Source organism: Saccharopolyspora phatthalungensis (assembly GCF_014203395.1).
Classification (GTDB): Bacteria; Actinomycetota; Actinomycetes; order Mycobacteriales; family Pseudonocardiaceae; genus Saccharopolyspora; species Saccharopolyspora phatthalungensis.
In genome coordinates this window covers 361807-384324 of the sequence record NZ_JACHIW010000001.1, presented here as the reverse complement: position 1 = coordinate 384324, position 22518 = coordinate 361807, and the positions used below count along the sequence as shown (strand labels likewise).

20 protein-coding genes are annotated in these 22518 nt (G+C 69.9%); 18 read left to right on the top strand and 2 right to left on the bottom strand.

All coding sequences use genetic code 11. From position 1 onward, the window contains the following. Nucleotides 1–57 precede the first annotated feature (57 nt). Genes BJ970_RS01625 through BJ970_RS01615 form a run of 3 tightly spaced genes read left to right on the top strand, consistent with a single transcriptional unit; the run spans nt 58 to nt 2671 of the window. Nucleotides 58–741 carry an MBL fold metallo-hydrolase gene (locus BJ970_RS01625; protein WP_184722700.1) on the top strand — a complete coding sequence of 228 codons (684 nt, stop codon included), beginning with the start codon at nt 58–60 and terminating at the stop codon, nt 739–741. 20 nt (nt 742–761) lie between these two features. Continuing rightward, nucleotides 762–2039, top strand: a complete 1278-nt coding sequence (gene hisS / locus BJ970_RS01620; RefSeq protein ID WP_184722698.1) for a histidine--tRNA ligase — start codon at nt 762–764, stop codon at nt 2037–2039. Next, nucleotides 2036–2671 (top strand): hypothetical protein, encoded by a 636-nt coding sequence (locus BJ970_RS01615; protein ID WP_184722696.1) that lies wholly within the window; start codon nt 2036–2038, stop codon nt 2669–2671. The genes hisS and BJ970_RS01615 overlap by 4 nt, the downstream gene beginning before the upstream one ends. A 15-nt stretch (nt 2672–2686) precedes the next feature. Here the strand turns inward: BJ970_RS01615 and BJ970_RS01610 are convergent, their stop codons facing one another. Further along, nucleotides 2687–4126, bottom strand: a complete 1440-nt coding sequence (locus BJ970_RS01610) for a YibE/F family protein (RefSeq protein WP_184722694.1) — start codon at nt 4124–4126, stop codon at nt 2687–2689. A 151-nt stretch (nt 4127–4277) separates the two neighbouring features. Here BJ970_RS01610 and BJ970_RS01605 point away from each other — a divergent pair, with 151 nt between their 5' ends. Then, a complete protein-coding gene (locus BJ970_RS01605; protein WP_312864059.1) occupies nt 4278–5354 on the top strand; it encodes an Rv2578c family radical SAM protein in 1077 nt (358 codons plus the stop codon). A gap of 229 nt (nt 5355–5583) precedes the next feature. Here BJ970_RS01605 and BJ970_RS01600 read toward each other — a convergent pair whose 3' ends face one another. Next, on the bottom strand, nt 5584–6627 hold the full coding sequence (locus BJ970_RS01600) for a hypothetical protein (protein WP_184722692.1): 1044 nt from the start codon (nt 6625–6627) through the stop codon (nt 5584–5586). A gap of 565 nt (nt 6628–7192) precedes the next feature. Between BJ970_RS01600 and aspS the strand changes: the two genes are divergently transcribed. The 14 genes from aspS to BJ970_RS01530 all read left to right on the top strand — a co-directional run bounded on the left by aspS (nt 7193) and on the right by BJ970_RS01530 (nt 22495). Then, nucleotides 7193–9013: an aspartate--tRNA ligase gene (gene aspS, locus BJ970_RS01595; protein ID WP_184722690.1), complete on the top strand. Its 1821-nt coding sequence runs from the start codon at nt 7193–7195 to the stop codon at nt 9011–9013. Between the two features lie 327 nt (nt 9014–9340). After that, complete coding sequence (locus BJ970_RS01590) at nt 9341–10549, top strand: phosphotransferase family protein (RefSeq protein WP_376775093.1); 1209 nt, start codon at nt 9341–9343, stop codon at nt 10547–10549. 56 nt (nt 10550–10605) lie between these two features. Continuing rightward, a complete protein-coding gene (locus BJ970_RS01585; RefSeq protein ID WP_184722685.1) occupies nt 10606–10971 on the top strand; it encodes a GNAT family N-acetyltransferase, cg3035/Rv0428c family in 366 nt (121 codons plus the stop codon). Between the two features lie 336 nt (nt 10972–11307). Beyond that, nucleotides 11308–11682: a hypothetical protein gene (locus tag BJ970_RS01580; protein ID WP_184722682.1), complete on the top strand. Its 375-nt coding sequence runs from the start codon at nt 11308–11310 to the stop codon at nt 11680–11682. 46 nt (nt 11683–11728) lie between these two features. Further along, nucleotides 11729–12325, top strand: a complete 597-nt coding sequence (locus tag BJ970_RS01575) for a carbonic anhydrase (RefSeq protein WP_184722680.1) — start codon at nt 11729–11731, stop codon at nt 12323–12325. A gap of 101 nt (nt 12326–12426) precedes the next feature. Further along, a complete protein-coding gene (locus tag BJ970_RS01570; protein ID WP_184722677.1) occupies nt 12427–13941 on the top strand; it encodes a SulP family inorganic anion transporter in 1515 nt (504 codons plus the stop codon). 49 nt (nt 13942–13990) lie between these two features. Then, nucleotides 13991–15346: a replication-associated recombination protein A gene (locus BJ970_RS01565; RefSeq protein WP_184722674.1), complete on the top strand. Its 1356-nt coding sequence runs from the start codon at nt 13991–13993 to the stop codon at nt 15344–15346. A gap of 57 nt (nt 15347–15403) precedes the next feature. Then, nucleotides 15404–16369 (top strand): 2-hydroxyacid dehydrogenase, encoded by a 966-nt coding sequence (locus BJ970_RS01560; RefSeq protein ID WP_184722671.1) that lies wholly within the window; start codon nt 15404–15406, stop codon nt 16367–16369. A 151-nt stretch (nt 16370–16520) separates the two neighbouring features. Continuing rightward, complete coding sequence (locus BJ970_RS01555) at nt 16521–16928, top strand: DUF948 domain-containing protein (protein WP_184722669.1); 408 nt, start codon at nt 16521–16523, stop codon at nt 16926–16928. After that, nucleotides 16925–17236, top strand: coding sequence for a hypothetical protein (locus tag BJ970_RS01550; RefSeq protein ID WP_184722666.1), 312 nt, complete (start codon nt 16925–16927; stop codon nt 17234–17236). The genes BJ970_RS01555 and BJ970_RS01550 overlap by 4 nt, the downstream gene beginning before the upstream one ends. A 76-nt stretch (nt 17237–17312) precedes the next feature. After that, on the top strand, nt 17313–19985 hold the full coding sequence (alaS, locus tag BJ970_RS01545) for an alanine--tRNA ligase (protein WP_184722664.1): 2673 nt from the start codon (nt 17313–17315) through the stop codon (nt 19983–19985). Next, nucleotides 19982–20458 (top strand): Holliday junction resolvase RuvX, encoded by a 477-nt coding sequence (gene ruvX / locus BJ970_RS01540; RefSeq protein WP_184722662.1) that lies wholly within the window; start codon nt 19982–19984, stop codon nt 20456–20458. The genes alaS and ruvX overlap by 4 nt, the downstream gene beginning before the upstream one ends. Next, the gene (mltG, locus tag BJ970_RS01535) at nt 20455–21654 is read left to right on the top strand and encodes an endolytic transglycosylase MltG (RefSeq protein WP_184722660.1); all 1200 of its coding nucleotides are present in this window, start codon (nt 20455–20457) and stop codon (nt 21652–21654) included. Before ruvX ends, mltG begins: the two co-directional genes overlap by 4 nt. After that, on the top strand, nt 21641–22495 hold the full coding sequence (locus BJ970_RS01530; protein WP_312864058.1) for a shikimate dehydrogenase: 855 nt from the start codon (nt 21641–21643) through the stop codon (nt 22493–22495). Before mltG ends, BJ970_RS01530 begins: the two co-directional genes overlap by 14 nt. Nucleotides 22496–22518: the final 23 nt, after the last annotated feature.

The following is a 22518-nucleotide window of genomic DNA, read 5'->3' as shown; positions in this document are numbered from 1 at the left end:
AATCTAGGGTCCTGACCCGTCATCCTCGGGTGCCGCCCCAACGAAAGGTCGCACTTCGTGCTTGTCCTCGGGTTCCCGGTAGGACCGCTGCAGGCGAACTGCTACGTGCTCGCGCGCGGGGAAGGCGAACCCTGCGTCGTCGTGGATCCCGGCCAGGACGCCGTGCAGCCACTGGACGAACAGTTGCGCAAGCACCGGCTCGTGCCCGCCGCGGTGCTGCTCACCCACGGGCACTTCGACCACGTCTTCTCCGCCGGTCAGGTGTGCGCCGCGCACGGCGTGCCCGCCTATATCCACCCGGCCGACAGGTTCATGCTCGACGACCCTGGAGCCGCGCTCGGCCCGGCCGGCCGGCAGCTGTTCGGCGACGGACCGGTGATGGACGCGCCCACCGATGTCCACGATCTCGCCGGCGGGGACGAGCTGGAACTGGCCGGGCTGAGCTTCGACGTCACGCACACCCCGGGCCATACCGGCGGATCGGTGCTGTTCGGCGTCGGGACCGACGAGGGTGGACGGCTGTTGCTGTCCGGCGACACCCTCTTCGCCGGCGCCATCGGGCGCACCGATCTGCCCGGCGGCGACCACGGCCGGATGCTTGAGTCGCTGAGCACCAAGGTGCTGCCGCTGGACGACGAGACCGTCGTGCTACCGGGCCACGGACCGACCACCACCATCGGGCGCGAACGCGCGGGCAACCCGTTCCTGCAGGGCCTGCCGGCTTCCGACGCCATTTCCTGACGAGGACTGAACCACCACCCATGAGCACGTTCACCGCACCCAAGGGCATCCCGGAGTACTACCCGCCGGAGTCGGCGGGCTTCCTGGCGGTCCGCGACACCCTCGCCGACGCGGCGCGACGAGCCGGCTACGGCTACATCGAGCTGCCGGTGTTCGAGGACACCACGCTGTTCGCCCGCGGCGTCGGGGAGTCCACCGACGTCGTCACCAAGGAGATGTACACCTTTGCCGACCGCGGCGGCCGGTCCGTGACGTTGCGCCCGGAGGGCACCGCGGGCGTGATGCGCTCGGTCATCGAGCACGGTCTGGACCGCGGTCAGCTGCCGGTGAAGCTGTACTACAGCGGCGCGTTCTTCCGGTACGAGCGCCCGCAGGCCGGGCGGTACCGGCAGCTGCAGCAGGTCGGCGTGGAGGCGATCGGGATCGACGATCCGGCCCTGGACGCCGAGGTCATCGCGATCGCCGACGAAGGCTACCGCCGGCTGGGCCTCACCGGGCATCGCATCGAGATCACCTCGCTCGGCGACAACACCTGCCGCCCCGCCTACCGGGCGAAACTGCAGGAGTTCCTGCGGGGGCTGCCGCTGGACGAGGAGACCCGGCGCCGCGCCGACCTCAACCCCCTGCGGGTGCTCGACGACAAGCGCCCCGAGGTGCGGGAACTGGTCGCCGACGCCCCGCTGATGGTCGACCACCTCTCCGCGGCGGCCAAGGAGCACTACGAGCAGGTCAAGACGCACCTGGTCGACCTGGGCGTGGCGTTCGTGGAGAACCCGCGCCTGGTGCGCGGCCTGGACTACTACACCAAGACCACCTTCGAGTTCGTCCACGACGGACTCGGCGCGCAGTCCGGAATCGGCGGCGGCGGTCGCTACGACGGCCTGATGGCCGAGCTCGGCGGTCAGGAGTTCTCCGGTGTCGGCTTCGGGCTCGGTGTCGACCGCACCCTGCTGGCGTGCCAGGCCGAGGGGCTGGCCATCGGCGACCAGGCGCGGTGCGACGTCTACTGCGTGCCGATGGGTGAGACCGCCAAGCGCCGTTTGGTGGCGGCTGCGGGCGGGCTGCGGGCCGTCGGGGTCCGCGTCGACATGGCCTACGGCGGCAAGGGCCTCAAGGGCGCGATGAAGGCCGCGGACCGCTCGGGCGCCCGGTTCGCGCTGGTGCTCGGCGAGCGAGACCTCGAAGCCGGCACCGCGCAGCTGAAGGAACTGGCCAGCGGTGAACAGCGCGCGGTGGCCTTGGAAACGCTGGTAGACGACGTGCGGGCGGCCGTTGCGGCGGCGGAGCCACCGAGATGACCGAAGTCGAGACGATCCCGCTGGATCTGCTGGACCGCAAGACGATCCGCAACCGGGCCCGCAATGTGGCGATCGCGGCGGTGATCGTCGCGGCGGCCTTCGGCGGCATCGTCGGCCTGTTCGCCGGCACCACCGGCTTCGCCATTGTGGCGGCGATCGTGGGAATTCCCTTGTTGCTGCTGGCCTTCGCGGAGTCCCGGAAAACCATTGAGCTGCGCGGCAGCGAATTGGTGTCCCGTGCGGTGGGTGCCCGCGTGGTTGAGGTGAAGGCCGCGGATCGTCTCGACTTGTTCGTCACCGACCTGCGCGGCGCGCGGACGGTCAACCTGCTGGTCGGTGGCCCGCCCAAGGGCAAGGCGATCAGCGTGTCGCTGGCCATGTACGCGGGCACCGGCGGGCGCGAACTCGGGATTTACGCGCTGCGCCGGTTGGCCGACACGCTGGCGGGCTCCGGCGACACCCGCGCGCTGGTGCTCTCGCAGCTGATCGTGGCCCAGCTGCGGTCGGAAGCACGCGGCGACGCCGCCCCGGACCGACCGCTGTACCGGCTCGCATCGGTCGCGCCGCCGGGCCGGATGGCGCAGCGGTTGAACCCCGACGCGGTCGCCAAGTTCGTCGCCGCCTTGGGGTAGTGCCCGCACGCCGGATCAGCGGTCGGCCTTGCGGTGCGGTGGACGCCACCACACCGTCGCGGTTTCGGCGCCGGTGGCCGCCGCCCGGCCCACGCGGTCCGCGACCGAGCTGCCATGGTGGCTTGCGCCCTGCGCGGGCTCGCGGATCGCCACCGCGGCGGCGATCGCGGTGGTGATCGGCACCGCTGCGACCAGGCCGATGCTGCCGACCAGCGTGCGCACCACCTCCTGCGCCACGGCCTGCGAGCTCACGATCTGATTGAACGTCCGGCCGGAGAGCGTGTAGGCCAGCAGCATCGGCAGGGCCGCGCCCGCATAGGCCAGGACCAGGGTGTTCACCGCAGACGACACGTGGTCGCGGCCGATCCGCAACCCCGCCGTGTAGAGCTGCCGCAGGGACATCGTGGGGTTGGCCTTGCGCAGTTCCCACACCGCACTGGTCTGGGTCATGGTCACGTCGTCGAGCACGCCGAGCGCACCGATCACGATTCCGGCCAGCAGCAGGCCGCGCGCGTCGATCGGCGCGCCCAGCAGCCCCATCAGGCTGGAGGTGTCCTCGTCCAGCCCGGTCAGGCTGGCGGACGCCGAGAAGACCGCGCTGAGCAGGCCGATCAGCGCGAGGCTCAACAGGGTGCCGAGCACCGCGGTCGAGGTCCGCGCGGAGAAGCCGTGCGTCAGGTAGAGCACCACGAACATGATCAGGCCGGCGCCGACGACCGCCACCAGCAGCGGATTCTCGCCCGCGAGGATGGCCGGTAGCACGAAGCCGATCAGCACGACGAAGCTCAGCCCGAGGGCGATCAGCGCGGCGAAGCCCTGCCAGCGGCCGAGCACGATCACTGCTGCGGCGAACATCAGCGCCAGGACGAGCAGCGGTGTGCCGCGCTGGAAGTCGACTACCTGGTAGGACGCCGGGTCGTCTGGATTGGCCCCGGCGTAGCTGAGCACCACCTGGTCGCCGACGGCGAAGCGCGGCGAGCCCGGGTCGGTCGGCACCGCCTGCTGGATGGTCTGGCCGGGCTTCGGGCCGTCCTGCATCCGGACCCCGACCAGCACGCAGCCGCCTTGGCTGGGCGAGTCCGGGGTGCAGGAGCCGGCGACGGCCGAGACGACCTCGGCGTTGACCGGGTACTGGCCAGCGCCGAGATTGGTGCCGGTGCGCTGCTGGTGACCGAACGGGTAGAGCAGCAGGACGCCGACGATGGCGGCCAATGCGAAAGGCACCAGCGCGATGACGAGAACTCGTTTGACCTGCTTGGATACCGGCTCGGCGGGCCCGTGGCCGTGCCCGTGGCCGTGGCCGTGGTCGGTGCTGGTGGCGTCGCGGCCGGGACGGGGGCCGCGTCGCGTCGGCGGGTCGGGAGTGACCTGGTCCTGGTCTGCTGCCCGGCGGTGGCGAGCCCGATGGCCGCCTCCGGGCTCGGGGGGCTCTCCGGTGGGACGGCGGTCGGTCACCGGGCAATTATGCGGACTGCCCCGCGGGGGTCGCCCAGAGAGGGGGCGCTCGGGCGGGCTCGCGCACCCAGCGTCGTCGCGTTTTCCCCGATAGGCGGATATCCGGCGGCGCCGCTCGACATGATCATCGAAACTGTGTTCGAATCTAATCGTGCGATGGGAACAGCAACGAATCACCCCGCCGGCGGGGGACGCTCCGGAGCTGCCGCTCGCGATGCCGGAGCCGCCGCGGCGTGACGGCGGGCGCGCGGGGCTGCGCCTGCCCGAGCCGGTGCCGATCGAGGCCGGCACGGCCGAGTCCTACGCGATCGAGATCCATGCGAAGTCGATCATCAACCGAGTGCCCGGGGCGGCGCGGGTGCCGTTCGGGTGGACCATCAACCCGTACCGGGGTTGTGCCCACGCGTGTAGGTATTGCTTTGCGAGGCGCACTCACACGTACTTGGACCTGGACGCGGGGCACGATTTCGACAGCAAGATCGTGGTCAAGGTCAACGCCGGGGTCTTATTACGCAAGGAGTTGGCCAGCCCGCGCTGGGCCGGCGAGGCGATCGCGATGGGGACCAACACCGACCCGTACCAGCGCGCCGAGGGGCGCTACCGCCTGATGCGGGACATCCTCGCGGCGTTGCGTGACCGCGCCAACCCGTTCTCGATCCTCACCAAGGGAACGCTGATCCTGCGGGATTTCGATCTGATCGCGCAGGCCGCCGAGGTCGCCCCGGTGTCGGTGGCGGTCTCCATCGGTTCGGTCGACGAGCGGCTCTGGCGGGCGGTCGAGCCGGGCGCGCCCTCGCCGCGGCGTCGGTTGGACGTAGTCCGCCGGTTCGCCGACGCGGGGATCGGCTGTTCTGTGCTGATGGCACCGATCCTGCCCGGGCTCAGCGATGCACCGGAGCAGATTGACGCGACGGTACGGGAACTGGCCCAGGCGGGAGCTGCGAATGTCACGCCGTTGCTGCTGCATCTGCGACCAGGGGCACGCGAATGGTTCCGGGCCTGGTTGCAGGGGGAGCACCCGGAGTTGGTGCCCAGTTACGCCAGGCTGTACCGGGAGGGGTCCTACCTGCCGAAGTCCTACCAGCGGGAGGTGCTGGCGCTGGTGGCCGAGGCCAAGCGGCGCCACGGCGTCGGGTCGTCGCGGATGCCGGAGTTTCGCGAAGTCGGAGCGGGTGCGGCCCGGTCCGACGCCGAGGAAGAGGGGGTACGCCAGCTCAGCCTGTTGTAAGTCCGGTCGGCCACGACCAAGCGCTGATGCCGCGCGAAATGCACATTGTTTTCAATTGGGATAACAGACAATGTTTGCGGAAAGCGATCCCCGCATGGTTTGAAACTCCACCGGCGGTTTCGGGGAATCCGATAACGACGCCGTCGTTCACGGTTCAACCAATGGCCGGCAAGGAGGTCGGCCTCCGGTTACCTTCCGTGCTGGCTCGGCCTGTTCGTTCCGGGGCGGGTCAACACGTTGTCGTGCGCGAAGACGTGGTCGTGCCCAGCTGATCCTCGGGCTGCCACCGGACGCCGAAGACGCCCATGCCGAAGTCCAGCGCCACCGCGTGCGTGCGGCCGAAGCGGTCGACCGTCAGCGGTCTCGGGGGCGCCACCTCCTGCGTGGTGGAGTCGCCGACGTAGCTCTCGCACCGGGTCGGCATGTGCGCGGGGTCGAATTGCAACTCGACGACGTACTGCCGCACGGGCAACCGGAACAGCCGGCAGAAGCTGTGCTCGGCCTCGTTCGGGCCGGTCGGCGGGTCGATGATCTCGTACTCCAGCAGCAGCGTCTCGCCACGTGTCAGCGCCCGGTCGAACAGCAGCTCCGCCACCACCAGGTCGCGGGCGTGGTCGGTGAGCACCTGACCGAGTCGGCAGGACCGGATGGGGCGGATGATCGAAGGTGTTTCGCCGGAGGAGGCGCCGTCGAACATGATCACCCAGCGATCGACGCCGTTAAGCTCGGCCCGGACCAGCTTGCGGGTGCGGATCTTGCGCAGCTCGCCGTGCTGGTCGACGTGCACCACGTCGTGGTGGCTCAGCCGGGCGAGCTTGCTGTCGTGGCTGGTGTCGATCTTGGTGAGCAGTTCGGCGGCGGACTCGTTCTCCGACCAGAGCGCGCTCAGCGGCGGTGCGTCGGCGGGCACCTGCCGGGTGCGGCCGCGTGGTCGGGGTGGCCCCAACAGCGCGGATAACGCGCCCTCCGGCACGCTCAGCACCTGCTCCAACTGTTGCAGGGCGAGCAGTGAATCGGGGCGCTCCGGGCGTCGTCGGCCGGATTGCCAGTAGCTCAGCGCGGTGATGCTGACCGGCGTGCCGCGGGCGCGCAGCCGGTGCTGGATGCGTTCCAGGCTCAGCCGGCTCGCCCGGATCGCGGTGCGCAGGGCGGCTTCGAACGGACCGGTTCGGAGCAGTTCGGCGAGTTCGGCCGACAGGGCGTTCGCGCCGTGCTGTGCACCGCGGACGGCCGGATGGGCGGCTGGGCGAGCCTCGGTTTTCGAACCGGTCATCGTTACTCCTCGTGTCCGCCGAATTCCGAACTTACGCTAATCAGTGAATCTCTGTTTCGCAACGACCGAGTTCCGGTAGGCATCTCCAACTAAAGGAGTAAGTTGGGTTGTACAGGGGTTGAAATCAACTCGGCACCGCTTCGCTTGGCCGACGAACAATGTCCGTTGCGTGATCGTGGATCATGCTTCGAATGAGGTGAATTGTGAACCATCCGCGCCGAAATTGGTATCGACCATTCGGTGCCGCTCGGACGAATGGACGAACCTCGGGCCGCCTGCCGGTCGGCAGGGCGATCGGCAGTTCGGTCGGTGCGCTCGGCATCCTGGCAGGCAGGGGAGCCGACCGTCCGGGCGCGCGGTCACGCTCCGCGCCGACGGGCCGACGCCCGGCACCTGCGCGCTGCGCTTCGGCGTCCGTTGGCTAGCCTTGATGCCTTGCGTCCTGGCTGCTTAGCCGCCCCGTGGCCGAGCAGGCCGGACGATGATCGGGTGCGGCGAGGCCGCCGACCAGTTACACCGTCCATACCGTCAAGCGCTCAACAGCGGAAGAAGGAGCTCAGTACCCGTGATGCGCACGCACGAGGCCGGATCGCTTCGCGCCGGTCATGCCGGGCAGACCGTCACCCTCGCCGGGTGGGTGGCGCGCCGTCGCGATCACGGCGGGGTCATCTTCATCGATCTGCGAGACGCCTCCGGTGTCTCCCAGGTCGTGTTCCGCGAAGGCGAGATGGCCGAGCGCGCCCACCGGCTGCGCGCCGAGTTCTGCATCCGGGTCACCGGCGAGGTGATCCGCCGCCCGGCGGGCAACGAGAACCCGGAGATAGCCACCGGCGAGATCGAGGTGACCGCGGTCGAGCTTGAGGTGCTTTCCGAGGCCGCGCCGCTGCCGTTCCCGCTGGACGACCACTTGGAGGTCGGCGAGGAGGTCCGGCTCCGGCACCGCTACCTGGACCTGCGGCGCAGCGAGCCGGCCCGGATCATGCGGATGCGCAGCGAGGTCAACCGCATCGCCCGGGACGTGCTGCACGGCCGCGACTTCGTCGAGGTCGAGACGCCGACCATGACCCGCTCGACGCCGGAGGGCGCCCGGGACTTCCTGATCCCGGCCCGGTTGCAGCCCGGCAACTGGTATGCGCTGCCGCAGTCGCCGCAGCTGTTCAAGCAACTGCTGATGGTCGGCGGCCTGGAGCGCTACTTCCAGATCGCGCGCTGCTACCGCGACGAGGACTTCCGCGCCGACCGGCAGCCGGAGTTCACCCAGCTCGACATCGAGATGAGCTTCGTCGACCAGGACGACGTGATCGAACTCGGCGAGGAGATCCTGGCCGCGCTGTGGAGCAAGCTGTCCGATCACGAGATCCCGCGCCCGATCCCCCGAATGACCTACGCCGAGGCGATGGCCAAGTACGGCACCGACAAGCCGGACCTGCGGTTCGGGCTTGAGCTCACCGACATGACCGAGTACTTCAAGGACACCACGTTCCGGGTGTTCCAGGCGCCCTACGTCGGGGCGGTCGTGATGCCCGGCGGCGCCGACCAGCCGCGGCGGCAGCTCGACGCCTGGCAGGAGTGGGCCAAGCAGCGCGGGCACAAGGGCCTGGCGTATGTGCTCGTCGGGGCCGACGGGACGCTGTCCGGCCCGGTGGCGAAGAACCTTTCCGACGCCGAGCGTGACGGGATCGCCAAGGCCGTTGGCGCGGCCCCCGGCGACTGCGTGTTCTTCGCCGCGGGCCCGCGGTCGGCGGCCCGCGGCCTGCTCGGCGCGGCGCGGCTGGAGATCGGTGAACGCTGCGGCCTGATCGACCACGATGCCTGGTCGTTCGTGTGGGTCGTGGACGCTCCGATGTTCGAGCCGGTGGACGAGACCGACGACGTCGCGGTCGGCGCCAGTGGCTGGACCGCGGTGCACCACCCGTTCACCTCGCCCAACGCGGACTGGATCGACACCTTCGATCAGGATCCCGAGCACGCGCTCGCCTGGGCCTACGACATCGTCTGCAACGGCAACGAGATCGGCGGCGGATCGATTCGTATTCACCGATCCGACATCCAGGAGCGGGTGTTCGAGTTGCTCGGCATCTCGCGCGAGCAGGCGCAGGACAAGTTCGGCTTCCTGCTGGAGGCGTTCAAGTACGGTCCGCCGCCGCACGGCGGCATCGCCTTCGGCTGGGACCGGACCTGCATGCTGCTCGCCGGTGCCGACTCGCTGCGCGACGTCATCGCCTTCCCGAAGAGCGGTGGCGGTTTCGACCCGCTGACCGCCGCGCCCTCGCCGATCACCATCGAGCAGCGCAAGGAAGCCGGGATCGATGCCAAGCCCGCGGCACAGGTCGGCGACCAGAGCATCTCGGTCTTCCCGCCCGGCGTGGTGGAGAAGCAGGGCTGATCGGGAGCGGGGCGGGCACCGCGTGCTTGCAGCCGCGCTCGACGTGCGCCGTGGCCGGGGCGAGGTTGTCCGACAGGGTGACGATTCGGGGGGTGTTGCGCCGCTTGTGCCCGCTGTGGTTTCGAAATCTTCGTCGCCGTGCAACCCCGCCGACGCTTGGTTCCGTCAGCGTCTACGGGGCGGGTGTGTCCGGAGGACCATCGATGGTGGGAGCGAGGTCCGCCGGGCGAACACGCAGCGGTTACCGGCTTGACCGGATGTGTGTCACTTGACCGGTCATGCCCATCCGGGTTCAGGTTGTGGGGGTAATGTCTGGAGACGATGAGCGTGGAGATCACCACCGGCCCCCCGGAGGTTCGCGTCCCGGCCAGCACGGAGGCGACCGATACCGTCGGGACCGCGGAAGCCGTGCTGAGCAAGCGGACGGGAGCACCGGTCCGGCTTGCCGATGCGGAGGACCTCGGCGGCAGCGACCGCTCGGTCGTGATGCGGGTGCGGATCGCCGAATCGCCGTTCGAACTGCCCCGCACGGTGGTGGTCAAGCACTACGGCGAGTGTCCGGTGGAGGCCCGCTCCGACCCGTTCGCGCATGAGGCGGCGAGCTGCCAGCTCACCACCGCGCTGCCACCCGAGGCCCGGGTAGGCCCCGAGCTCATCGCGCACGACGCCGCCGAACGTCTGCTGGTGCTCGAAGACCTCGGGCGGGGTTCCACCCTGGCCGACGTGTTGTTCGCCGATGATCCGCGGGTTGCCGAGCGGGCATTGCTGGCGTGGGCGCGGGCCCTGGGGCGGCTGCACAGCACCACCGCCGGTTGCGAGGCGGACTTCGACGCGTTGATGCGCCGCCTGGGTGCGAAGTCGTGGACCGATCCGGTCGCCGACGACATCGTGCGGTCGGTGGCCGAGCTACCGGAGCTGCTGACCCAGATCCTCGGGGTGGACACCCCGCCGCGCATGGTCGAGCGGCTGACCGCCGCCACCGAGCTGCTGGAGTCGAGCCGGTACCGGTCGTTCAGCCCGTCGGACATCTGCCCGGACAACAGCCTCGTGACCGGCAGCAGCGGGGTGCGGTTCCTGGACTTCGAGTGGGGCTGCGTGCGCGACGTCGCGATGGATGCCGCGTACCTGCAGTACCCGTTCCCGTCGTCGTGGTGTTCGTACGCGTTGCCGGGCAACCTTGCCGAGAGCATGTTGTCGACGTGGCGTTCGGAGATCGCCGAGGTCTGGCCCGAGCTCGATGACGACGAGGTGCTGATGCCCCGGCTGTTCAACGCCCAGCTGCTGTGGGTGTGGGTGTCGACGTGGTGGTTCCTGCCGCGGACCGGGGAAACCGACCGGCCGATCGACCTGCACATGCCTTCGCCGCGCCGCAGCACGGCGCTGGTGGACCGGTGGCGGCGCCTGCGCACGGACGCGGAGGAGGCCGACATGGTCGACATCGCGGAGGTCGCCGACCGGATGATCGATGCGCTGGTGGACCGCTTCGGGGCCGGTGCCCTGCATCTGCTGCCGTACCCGGCCTTCCGCACCGCGTAGCCACCCGGCTCGCGCTCCAGGCTCGGTTTCACGCGGCATCCATCCGGAGGTGCGTGGTGGGTTTCGTCGGGTTGGAGATCGAGCGGGCCGCCGTCGCCACCTGGCCGGCTTCGACGGTCGAGCGCGTTGACGGCTGGCTATATCGGTGCTGCGGCCTGCTGAACCGCAAGCGCTCGAACTCGGCTTTGCCGCCCGCTGTCGTCGCGGACGCAGCTGCGGCGGTCGAACGGCTGGAAGAGTTCTACGCGGTGCGGGGCACCAAGCCGATCGTGCAGGTAAGTCCGCTTGACCGGCATGCCGAGCTCGACGCGTTTCTGGCCGCCCGGGGCTACCGCGTGGTCGCTCCCACCGCGGTCATGTTCGCCGACTGCACGCGGGTGCTGGACGACCTCGCACGGTTACCACTACCGGGTCGGCTATGATGCGGTGTTTCGGTCTTGTTGCCCAGGATGAATATGGCCGAGGGTTCAACTCCCCCAATACGGTAATTCTGGTCACATCGCCAACACTTTCCGTAGTGAACATCGTTTACGCACCGCAGTGACGGCCCTCTTGTCCACCCGGCATCCGGGTGAATTCGCAGGTCGAACCGGGTTGGATTAACATATCGTCATTTGTTTCTCCGCCGGTCGGGCCGGAACTGTGACTTGCGCCCGGACCGTCGTTATCGGATACCTTGAGTTCAGCGTTTAGCACTACGCCCCGCTACCGTCGGCGTCGCCGGAAGGGGAACGGCTGCTCTATTCGGGAGGCATTCGGTGCGTGGCAAGGCATGGCAGATCACGAGGGCGGGAATATTCCTGCTCTTCGCGGTCGTGCTCGCGTTGCTGGGCCCGCTAAACGCCGAGGGCAGCTCGCAGTTGCGCATCGGACCTGCTGAATCCAAGTCCGAGACCAACGAGCAACGGGACGTCGAGAAGCTGCGCGAACGGCTGCCTGGCATCGCGCCACCCCGGCGTCTCTACGACCGCAAGAACGACCGCGGCGCGCTCTTGCCGCCCGGGCTGCAGTACGCCGCCGATATCGAGAATCAAGCCCAGGTGCGCGTGCTTCCGAATGCCCGGAGCAAACCGCACCACGCCTGCGTCAAGCTCAAACATTCACCTGCCGCACTCCAGGTCATCCGCCACTGATCGGCGCTCGCGACATATTCCGAGCAGACGATCAGGAGAGGCGACAATGAGCTTCGAACATTTCGTGCGGCACGCACGACGGCACCCCAGCATGCTTTCCGCGGACCGCCGGCGGCAACTCGCCGCAGGTCAGAAACCGTCCGCGCTGTTCATCGGTTGCTCCGATTCGCGGGTGATCCCGTCCCAGATCACCGGTGCCGAACCGGGGAATCTCTTCGAACTGCGGACCGCCGGCAATGTGGTGCCGAAATACGCGCCGGACTCGGCGTCCAGCGAAATGGCCACTATCGAATACGCGGTTCTGCAGCTGCGCGTGCCGGAGATCATCGTCTGCGGGCACTCGCACTGCGGTGCCGTCACGGCATTGACCCTGGCCGGGCGCGGCCTGGAGGAGTTGCCCGCGCTGCGGACCTGGCTCGGCACCGACGGCTTGGCGGGCGCCGAACCGGAGGACCCCAGCGTCCGCTCGGAGAGCAAGCGGCACATCCAGTCGCAGCTGCAGACGCTGCATGAATACCCGTTCATCCGGGACCGGGTCATCGCCGGTGAACTGCGGTTGCACGCTTGGTTCTACGAGATCGACACCGGTCTCGTCTTCGCCTGCCCGCAGTCGCCGGACGAGCCGGACTTCCTGCCGCTCTGACTTCCGTTCCCTAAGCCCGTCGGGCCAGCTCGACGCCCGCACCGCCAGGTGCGCGGCGCGATGCCTGTTGCCCGCATATTCGACTTGCCCTGGAGGGCATTGTGACGACTCAACTCGAATCGCCTCGCCCGGCGCGCCGCGGGCCCGGCGCGCCGCGCTGGCCGAAGGAGACCTTCGGCGCCGATCTAGGGGCCTCGCTGGTGGTGTTCCTGGTGGCCGTGCCGCTCTGCGTCGGCGTGGCCGTCGCGTCCGGCGTGCCGGTCGAACTGGGCATCCTCACCGGCATCGTCGGCGGCCTCGTGGTCGGCTTGCTGCCCGGCAGCACGATGCAGGTCAGCGGCCCCGCGGCGGGGCTGACCGTGCTGGTGGCCTCGGCGGTCGACCAGCACGGGCTGGCGGCGCTGGGCGTGATCGTGCTCGGCTCCGGCCTGGTGCAGATCGTGCTGGGCCTGAGCCGGCTCGGCACCTGGTTCCGGGCGATCTCGCCGTCGGTGGTGCAGGGCATGCTCGCCGGTATCGGGCTGGTGCTGATCCTCGGCCAGATCTACCCGGTGGGTGGCCTCGCGCAGCCCGAGTCCACCTGGACGAAATTCGCCGGGATCCCGGACTTGCTGGTCACGACCGTGACCAGCCCGGCGGGCCGCAGCGGGCTGTTGCTGGCCGTGCTGGCCCTGGTGATCATGGCGCTCTGGAAGAAGGCGCCCGCGCAGCTGCGGCTCGTGCCCGGCGCGCTGCTGGCCGTCGTGGCGACCAGTGCGGTGGCGGCGCTGTTCGCGATGCCGGTGCAGAAGGTGGAGGTCGGCTCGCTGCTGTCGGCGTTGAACGTGCCGACCGCCGCTGCCTGGGGCGAGCTCGCCACGCCCGCCGTACTTGGTTCGATCCTGACCTTCGCGCTGATCGCCTCGGCGGAAAGCCTGTTCAGCGCCGCCGCCGTGGACCGCATGCACGACCGCCCGAAGACCCAGTACAACAAGGAACTCGTCGCTCAAGGCGCGGGCAACACGATCTGCGGTCTGCTGGGGGCATTGCCGATGACCGCGGTGATCGTGCGCAGCGCCACGAACGTGCAAGCCGGGGCGAAGACCAAGCTCTCCCGCATCCTGCACGGGTTCTGGCTGCTGCTGTTCGTGATGCTGCTACCGGGCGTGCTGGCCTTCATCCCGACGGCCGTGCTCGCGGCGCTGCTGATCCAGGCCGGTTGGAAGCTGCTGGAGCTGCGGCAGGTCGTCACGCTGGTGCGGGAGCACCGCTCGGAGGCGTTCGTGCTGGTGCTGACCGCTGGCACGATCCTGGCCACCGACCTGCTGATCGGCACGCTGACCGGTCTGGCGGTCGCCATCATCAAGACCGCGATCGACGTGTCCCGGCTGTCGGTGCGGGCCGAGCACGACGACGAGCACGTGCGCGTTGAGCTGGGTGGCAACGCGACGTTCCTGCGGCTGCCACGGCTGCTGGACCACCTCGAACAGCTGCCAACGGGCAAGCACGTGCACCTGGACCTCACGACGGTCCGCCACCTCGACCGCGCCTGCTACCAAGCCGTCGAGCACTGGGCGGCCCAGCGCCGCCGCGGCAACTGCACGGTCGAGGTGGCCCTGCCCGCCCGGGTGGGCTGAGTCAAGGACAGTCACTGGGGCGTCGGAGGCGGCGGGTAGCGTCGGCGGGGTGAGTGAGGGCTTGTTCGACGAGGGGCTGTTCGGCGCCGACACCGAGATGCGCGCGGGCGAGAAGCTGGCCGAGAACGCGCCGTTGGCGGTGCGGATGCGGCCCCGCTCGCTCGACGAGGTCGTCGGCCAGCAGCACCTGCTGGGGGCAGGAGCTCCGCTGCGCCGCCTGGTCGAAGGGGCAGCACCGGCATCGGTGCTGCTCTACGGCCCGCCCGGCACCGGCAAGACCACCCTCGCCAACCTGGTTTCGCTGGCGACCGGACGGCGGTTCGCGGCGCTGTCCGCGCTGTCGTCCGGGGTCAAGGAGGTGCGCGCCGTCATCGAGGAGGCGCGCCGCCGGTTGGGCCGGTCCGGCGAGTCGACGGTGTTGTTCATCGACGAGGTCCACCGCTTTTCGAAGACCCAGCAGGACGCGCTGCTGGGCGCGGTCGAGGACCGCACCGTGCTCCTCGTGGCGGCCACCACGGAGAACCCGTTCTTCTCCGTGGTGGCTCCGCTGCTGTCGCGATCACTGGTGCTGCAACTACGCAGCCTCGATGACGAGGACATCCGCACGCTGCTGCGGCGGGCGGTCAGCGAGGAGCGCGGTCTGGGTGGGGCGCTGAACCTGGCCGAGGCGGCCGAGGCGCACCTGGTGTCGCTCGCCGGAGGCGACGCGCGACGGGCGCTCACGGCGCTGGAAGCGGCGGCGGAGTCGGCGAGTTCGACCGGTGCGGACGCGATCGACCTGGCGACCGTGGAGGCCACCGTGGATCGCGCCGCGGTTCTCTACGACCGGGGCGGTGATCAGCACTACGACGTGGCCAGCGCGTTCATCAAGTCCATCCGTGGGTCCGATGTGGACGCTGCGCTGCACTACCTGGCCCGGATGGTGGAGGCGGGGGAGGACCCGAGGTTCATCGCGCGCCGGCTGGTGGTGCACGCCAGCGAAGACATCGGCATGGCCGATCCGACCGCGTTGCAGACCGCCGTCGCGGCCGCGCACGCGGTGCAGTTCATCGGGATGCCCGAGGGTCGACTCGCGTTGGCACAGGCCACGATTCACCTCGCCACCGCGCCGAAGTCCAACGCCGTGATCATGGCGATCGACGAGGCGATGGGTGACGTGCGGGCGGGCAAGGGCGGCCCGGTGCCGCCGCACCTGCGCGACGGGCATTACGCCGGAGCGAACAAGCTCGGCAACGCCCAGGGCTATCAATATCCGCACAGCAAGCCGGAAGGCGTGCTCACCCAGCAGTACCCGCCGAACGAATTGGTGGGCCGCGACTACTACCAGCCGACCGGTCGAGGCGCGGAGCGCACGCTGAATGACCGGATCCCGAAACTGCGCGGCATCATTCGCGGCGACGACTGACCGGCCCGCGGGTTGCGGGTAGATTCCGGCGGGGATTTCGTCGCGAGGAGGTTGTTGGTGGACAAGCGGATCGTGGTCAGCCGGGCGGTGCCGGAGCCGGCGTTAGACGTGCTGCGCCAGGCCGGGAAAGTGCACGTCTGCCCGCAGGACCGGCCGCTGACCGTGCCCGAATTGCACGAGGCGGTGCGCGGCGCGCACGCGATCGTGACGATGCTGCACGACCGGGTCGATGCCGACCTGGTCGCGGCCGCCGGCCCGCAGCTGGAGGTGGTGGCCAACGTTGCGGTCGGCTACGACAACATCGACGTTCCGGCGGTGACCGAGCGGGGCGTCATCGTCACCAACACGCCGGGTGTGCTGGTCGACGCGACGGCCGACCTGGCCCTCGGGTTGCTGCTCATGGTCACCCGACGGCTCGGTGAGGGCGAACGGCTGCTGCGGGCCCGCCGGCCGTGGACCTTCCACCTGGACTTCATGCTCGGCACCGGGCTGCAGAACAAGATCCTCGGCATCGTCGGACTCGGCGACATCGGGCAGGTCGTGGCCAGGCGGGCCCGCGCGTTCGGGATGAACATCGCCTACACCGGCCGCCGCCGGGCCGCAGCCGAGGTGGAAGCCGAGCTCGACGCCCGTTTCCTGTCCCAGGACGAGCTGCTGCGCACCGCCGACGTGGTGTCCCTGCACTGCCCGCTGACCGAGCAGACCCGGCACCTTATCGACGAAGCGGCGCTCGCGACGATGAAGCCCACCGCGGTGCTGGTCAACACCAGCCGCGGCCCGGTGGTCGACGAACAGGCGCTGGCCAAGGCGCTCCGGGAAGGCCGAATCGGCGGCGCGGCCCTGGACGTCTTCGAACACGAGCCGGAGGTGGAACCGGCCCTGCTGGACCTCGACAACGTCGTGGTGGCCCCGCACCTTGGCTCGGCGACCACCGAAACCCGCACGGCGATGGCCGAGCTCGCCGCCCGCAACGTCGCCGAGATCCTCGCCGGGCACGAGCCGCCGAATCCCGTCCACCGATAACCCGACCGAGGTGACGGGCGGGTGAACAGTGGCCGTGTCGGCTTCGACCGGGTGCGGATGTCCGGGTACGGCCCCGGTAACCTGACGCTCGATCAACAGGCCGGGGCCAAGCCCCGGCCTACGGACATGACGTGGAAATTCGGGAGGGCACGTGACGCCCACGCAGATCGCCGCGCTGATCGCCGCCGGAGCGTTCGTGCTGCTGGTCGTGCTGCTGGCGATCCCGCTGATCAAGCTCGGCCGCACCCTGGACGAGGCGACCATCGCGATCCGCAAGGCGCACGAGAACTCCGATCCGCTGTTCACCGGCGCGAACTCCACCATCACCCACGTCAACACCCAGCTGGAACGGGTCGACGGCATCACCGCCAACGCGAAGACCATCAGCGGCAACGTCTCGGCGTTGTCCTCGCTGTTCACGGCTACACTGGGTGGCCCGTTGGTGAAGACGGCGGCCTTCTCCTACGGGGTCAGCAAGGCGCTGCGGGCCCGCCGGAGGCGGAAGCAGGAGCCCGCGGGCCGGCACTTCCGCCGCAAGGGCAAAGGGGGGCGCAAGTGAGGCGCCTGTTCTGGTTCGGCGCCGGGATCGTGGCCGGGGTCGCGTTGACGCGCAAGCTCAACGAGACCACCCGGAAGGCGACCCCGAGCGGCATAGCCGAGCAGCTGGGCGGCGCGGTCCGGGAACTGGCCGGGGCCGTCGGCTCGTTCGGTGCCGAGGTGCGTGCGGGCATGCAGGAGCGGGAGCAGGAACTGCACGACGTGGTCGAGCGCGGCAGCGCAGCCGACACGGTGCAGTTCCGCCGGATCGACGTGGCCTCCGAAGAGGGCGCGGCCAACGGTCGGCGAGCTCGCCGGGCGGGCCGCTGACGCCGGCGCTTCGCGCCGCCAGCCGCTCGCCGACACCCGAAAGCCTGTCCGCCATCTGAACTACCGAGGACTCATCGTGCAGACCCACGAGATCAACAACCGCTTCATCGAGCACTTCCGCGGCCGCGGCCACACCGTCGTGCCCAGCGCGTCGCTGATCCTGGACGACCCGACCCTGCTGTTCGTCAACGCCGGCATGGTGCAGTTCAAGCCCTACTTCCTGGGCGAGGCCCCGGCGCCGTACCCGCGGGCGACCAGCATCCAGAAGTGCGTGCGCACCGGCGACATCGACGAGGTCGGCAAGACCACCCGGCACAACACGTTCTTTCAGATGGCCGGCAACTTCTCCTTCGGCGACTACTTCAAAGAAGGCGCCATGGACTACGCCTGGGACCTGATCACCAGGTCGCAGTCCGAGGGCGGCTACGGCATGGACCCGGGCCGGCTGTGGGTCACCGTCTTCGAGAACGACGCCGAGGCGGCCGGCCTGTGGCGGCAGGTCACCGGCATCTCGCCGGAGCGGATCCAGGCCCGCGACGCCAAGGACAACTACTGGGACATGGGCGTGCCCGGCCCGGGCGGCCCGTGCTCGGAGATCTACTACGACCGCGGCCCCAAGTACGGCCGCGAGGGCGGCCCGATCGTCGACGAGGACCGCTACATCGAGATCTGGAACCTGGTGTTCATGCAGGACATCAGGGGTGAGCTGGCGCCGAAGGAAGGCCACCCGCCGATCGGCGAGCTGCCGACCAAGAACATCGACACCGGCATGGGCGTCGAGCGGGTCGCGTGCCTGCTGCAGGGCGTGGAGAACGTCTACGAGACCGATCTGGTCCGCCCCGTGATCGCCAAGGCCGAGGAGCTCTCCGGCCGCCGCTACGGCGCGAACCACGAAGACGACGTGCGGTTCCGCGTCATCGCCGACCACGCCCGCTCCGGTGTGATGTTGGTCGGCGACGGCGTTACCCCCGGCAACGAGGCGCGCGGCTACGTGCTGCGGCGGCTGCTGCGCCGGATCATCCGCTCCACCCGGCTGCTGGGCGTGCAGGAGCCGGTGCTCGGCGAGTTCAGCAAGGTCGTGCGCGACGCGATGGCGCCGAGCTACCCGGAGCTGGTCACCGAGTTCGACCGCATCGACTCGGTGATGCGCAACGAGGAAGACGCCTTCCTGGCCACCCTGACCGCAGGTTCGAAGATCTTCGACATGGCGGTGGCCGACACCAAGCGGGCCGGCGGCAAGCAGCTTGCCGGGGCCAAGGCCTTCCAGCTGCACGACACTTACGGCTTCCCGATCGACCTGACCCTGGAGATGGCGTCCGAGCAGGGGCTAACCGTTGACGAGCAGGGCTTCCGGAACCTGATGGCCGAGCAGCGCCGCCGGGCCAAGGAAGACGCGAAATCCCGCAAGACCGGGCACGGCGATCTGTCGACCTACCGGACGCTGCTGGACCAGCACGGCACCACCGATTTCATCGGTTACACCGACCTGCGGTCGCACAGCCGGGTGCTGGGCCTGCTGGTGGACGGGCAGCCGGCGAAGTCCGCCGCGGCGGGCACCGAGGTCGAGCTGGTGCTCGACCGCACCCCGTTCTACGCCGAGGGCGGTGGGCAGATCGCCGACACCGGTCGGCTGGTCGGTCCCGGGGTGGCCGTCGAGGTGCAGGACGTGCAGCGTGCCGTGCCGGGCCTGTTCGTGCACCGCGCCAGGGTCGTCGAGGGCGAACTCGGCGTGGACACCACGCTGGAGGCCTCGGTTGACGTCGCGCGCCGCCACGCGATTGAACGCTCGCACTCCGCCACCCACCTGGTGCACGCGGCCGTGCGCAGCGCTTACGGCAAGCGCGCCGCGCAGGCCGGTTCGCTGAACTCGCCGGGCCGGATGCGCTTCGACTTCACCGCCCCGTCGACGGTGTCGGCAGGCGTGCTAACCGGCGTCGAGGAAGAGGTCAACGACTACCTGCAGAGCGACGTCGAGGTGCGGGCCTACACCACGACGATGGACCGGGCGATGGAGCTCGGCGCGATCGCGCTGTTCGGCGAGAAGTACGGCGACCAGGTCCGGGTCGTCGACATGGGCGACTATTCCCGGGAACTGTGCGGCGGCACCCACGTGCCGAGCATCGGCCGCCTCGGCGTGGTCAAGCTGGTCGCCGACTCCTCGGTCGGCTCCGGCGTGCACCGCGTCGAAGCGCTGGTGGGCATGGACGCGATGCGCCACATCAGCAAGGAGCACCTGCTGGTCAGCCAGCTCGCCGAGCAGTTCAAGGTGCCAGCCGAGGAGCTGCCGGAACGGATCCAGGGCGTCGTGTCCCGGCTGCGCAGCGCGGAGAAGGAACTACAGCAGCTGCGCATCGCCCAGGTTCTACAGTCCGCGGGCGAACTCGCCGACAAGGGCGCCGACGTGCACGGCGTGACGCTGGTCGCCGAGCAGGTGCCGGACGGCGTGGACGGCAATGCGCTGCGCGCGCTGGCCGGTGAGATCCGGGGCCGGCTCGGGTCCCGCCCCTCCGTGGTGGCGCTGTTCTCCGCGGACGAGGGCAAGGTCAGCTTCGTGGTCGGCGTCAACGACGCCGCCCGGGACAAGGGCGTCGCGGCGGGCAAGCTGGTGCCCGGCTTCGCGGGCGAGGTCGGCGGTCGCGGCGGCGGCAAGCCGGACATGGCGCAGGGCGGCGGCTCGAACCCGGCGGGCATCAGCGCCGCGATCGGGGCGCTGCGCAAGACGCTGGACCAGGTGGTGGCTGGCGGGTGACCGAGCATCGGCGGCAAGCGGATCCCGGACCGGGGCGTCGGCTGGGTGTCGACGTGGGTGCGGTCCGGGTCGGCGTCGCACTCAGCGACCCCGCTCCGATGCTGGCGACCCCGCTGATCACCTTGCAGCGGGACGCCGCCGGAGGCCGCGACCTCGGTCAGCTGGCCGAGCTCGTCGCCGAGCACGAGGTGGTGGAAGTCGTGGTCGGCCTGCCCAAGACGTTGGCGGGCCGGCACGGAACTGCAGCGGAAACGGCCCAGGCATACGGGGCGGCGCTCGCGGAACGGATCGCACCGGTGCCGGTGCGGTTCGCCGACGAGCGACTGACCACCGTGACGGCCAGCCGGATGTTGTCGCAACGCGGCGTGCGGGGTAAAAAGCAGCGCGCCGTGGTCGATCAGGCGGCGGCCGTGGAAATCCTGCAGGCGTGGTTGGACGGCCGGGGGCAGACGACACGAGAGGAACTTTCGTGACTGACGATCTCGGACTGTTCACGGACGAGCCGGGCGAGACGCGGCGTGCACCGGATCCGGAGCGATTCCGCCGCCGCAAAAGACGACGGATCGTGACCGCGGTGGCGGCCGTCTTCGTGATGCTGTTGGTCGGCGTCGGCGTGCTTTACGGCGCCAGCCAGATCATGCAGATCGGCGCCTACGACAACTACGAGGGCGAGGGCACCGGCGAGACCGTCATCGAGATCAAGCCCGGCGACACCGTCAGCGCCATCGGCCGCACCCTCGCCGACAAGAACGTGGTGGCCAGCACCAAGGCGTTCACCAAGGCCGCCGAGCAGAACCGGCAGATCAACAGCATCCAGCCCGGTTACTACCTGATGCGCAACCAGATGTCCGGCGAGGCCGCCGTGGCGCACATCCTGTCGGCGGACGCGAAGGTCGGCCGGGTGGAGATCCGCGGCGGCATGCGGCTGGAAGACCAGGTGGCGCCCGACGGCGGGCGCACCCCCGGCATCCTGACGCGGCTCGCCGAGGCGACCTGCGCCGGGGCCAACCCCAGCTGCACCACATCGGAGGAGATGCACCGGATCGCCGCGACCGCCGACCTGGCCTGGCTCGGCGCTCCGCAGTGGGCGATCGCGGACGCTTCCAAGGCCGAGCCGAAGCGGCGGCTGGAAGGGCTCATCATGCCCGGTGTCTACGACGTGAAGCCGGGCGAGAGCGCGGACAACGTGCTGCGCGACGTCGTCACCAGATCCGCGGCATCGCTTGAGGTGTCCGGGCTGCCGCAGTCCGCCCAGGGCACCCAGTACAGCCCGTACCAGGTGCTCACCATCGCCTCCCTGGCGCAGAGCGAGGCGATCGAGAAGGACTTCCCGAACGTGTCGCGGGTGATCTACAACCGGCTGGCCCCACCGTCCATGCACCTGGGGCTGGACTCCACGATCAACTACCCGCTGGACAAACCGACGCTGCTGACCAAGCCCGAAGACCGGAGCCGGTCGGGCGCGTACAACACGTACCAGAACTTCGGCCTGCCGCCGACGCCGATCTCGGCGGTCAGCAAGGAAGCGCTGCAGGCCGCGGAGAAGCCCGCCGAGGGAAGCTGGAAGTACTTCGTGAAGTGCTACCCGGACGGCACTTCCTGCTTCGCGGACACGCCGCAGCAGCATGAGGCCTACATCAACGAGGCACGGGCACGTGGCGCGTTCTGAGCACCGACGGGCAGCAGTGCTCGGTTCGCCGATCGAGCACTCGCTGTCCCCGGTGCTGCACGGCGCCGCCTACGCGGCGCTGGGTCTGCACGGCTGGAGTTACGAGCGGGTGGAGGCCGACGCGGACCGGCTCGTCGAGTTCGTCGCCGGGCTCGGCCCGGAATGGGCCGGACTGTCGGTGACCATGCCTGGCAAGCGGGCGGCGTTGAGCGTGGCGAGCGAGGTCACCGAGCGCGCCGCCGCGGTCGGAGCGGCCAACACCCTGGTCCACCGGGCCGACGGGAGTTGGGCTGCGGACTGCACCGATGTCGACGGAGTCGTCGGCGCGCTGCGCAGCGCGGGCGGATTCACCACCGGCCACAGCGGGCTGATTCTGGGAGCCGGCGGCACCGCCGCCGCGACCCTGGCGGCGTTCGCGGAGCTCGGATTGAGCGAAGCGACGCTCGCAGTGCGCGAGCCCGCGCGAGCGCGCGAGGCAGCCGAGACCGCCGAGCGCGTCGGGCTGCGGGTGCGCGTCGAGCGCCTGAGCCGCCTCGTGCTCGCGGACGTCGCGGCAGCGGCGGACGTCGTGGTGTCGACGCTGCCGGCGGGGGTGCTGGACGCGCAGGTGACGCAACTGGCGAAGGCCGAGTGCGTGCTGGACGTGGTCTACCACCCGTGGCCGACGCCGCTGGCCACGGTGGTCACCGCCACCGGCGGGCGGATCGCCACCGGGCTGGACATGCTGCTGCACCAGGCCTTCGGCCAGGTCGAGCAGTTCACCGGCCGCCCCGCGCCGCGTGCGGCCATGCGCGACGCACTCGCGGCGGCCACCGGCAACGAGCTTCCGCTCCCGCTCTGAAACGACGCGCTGTTTCAGCGGTT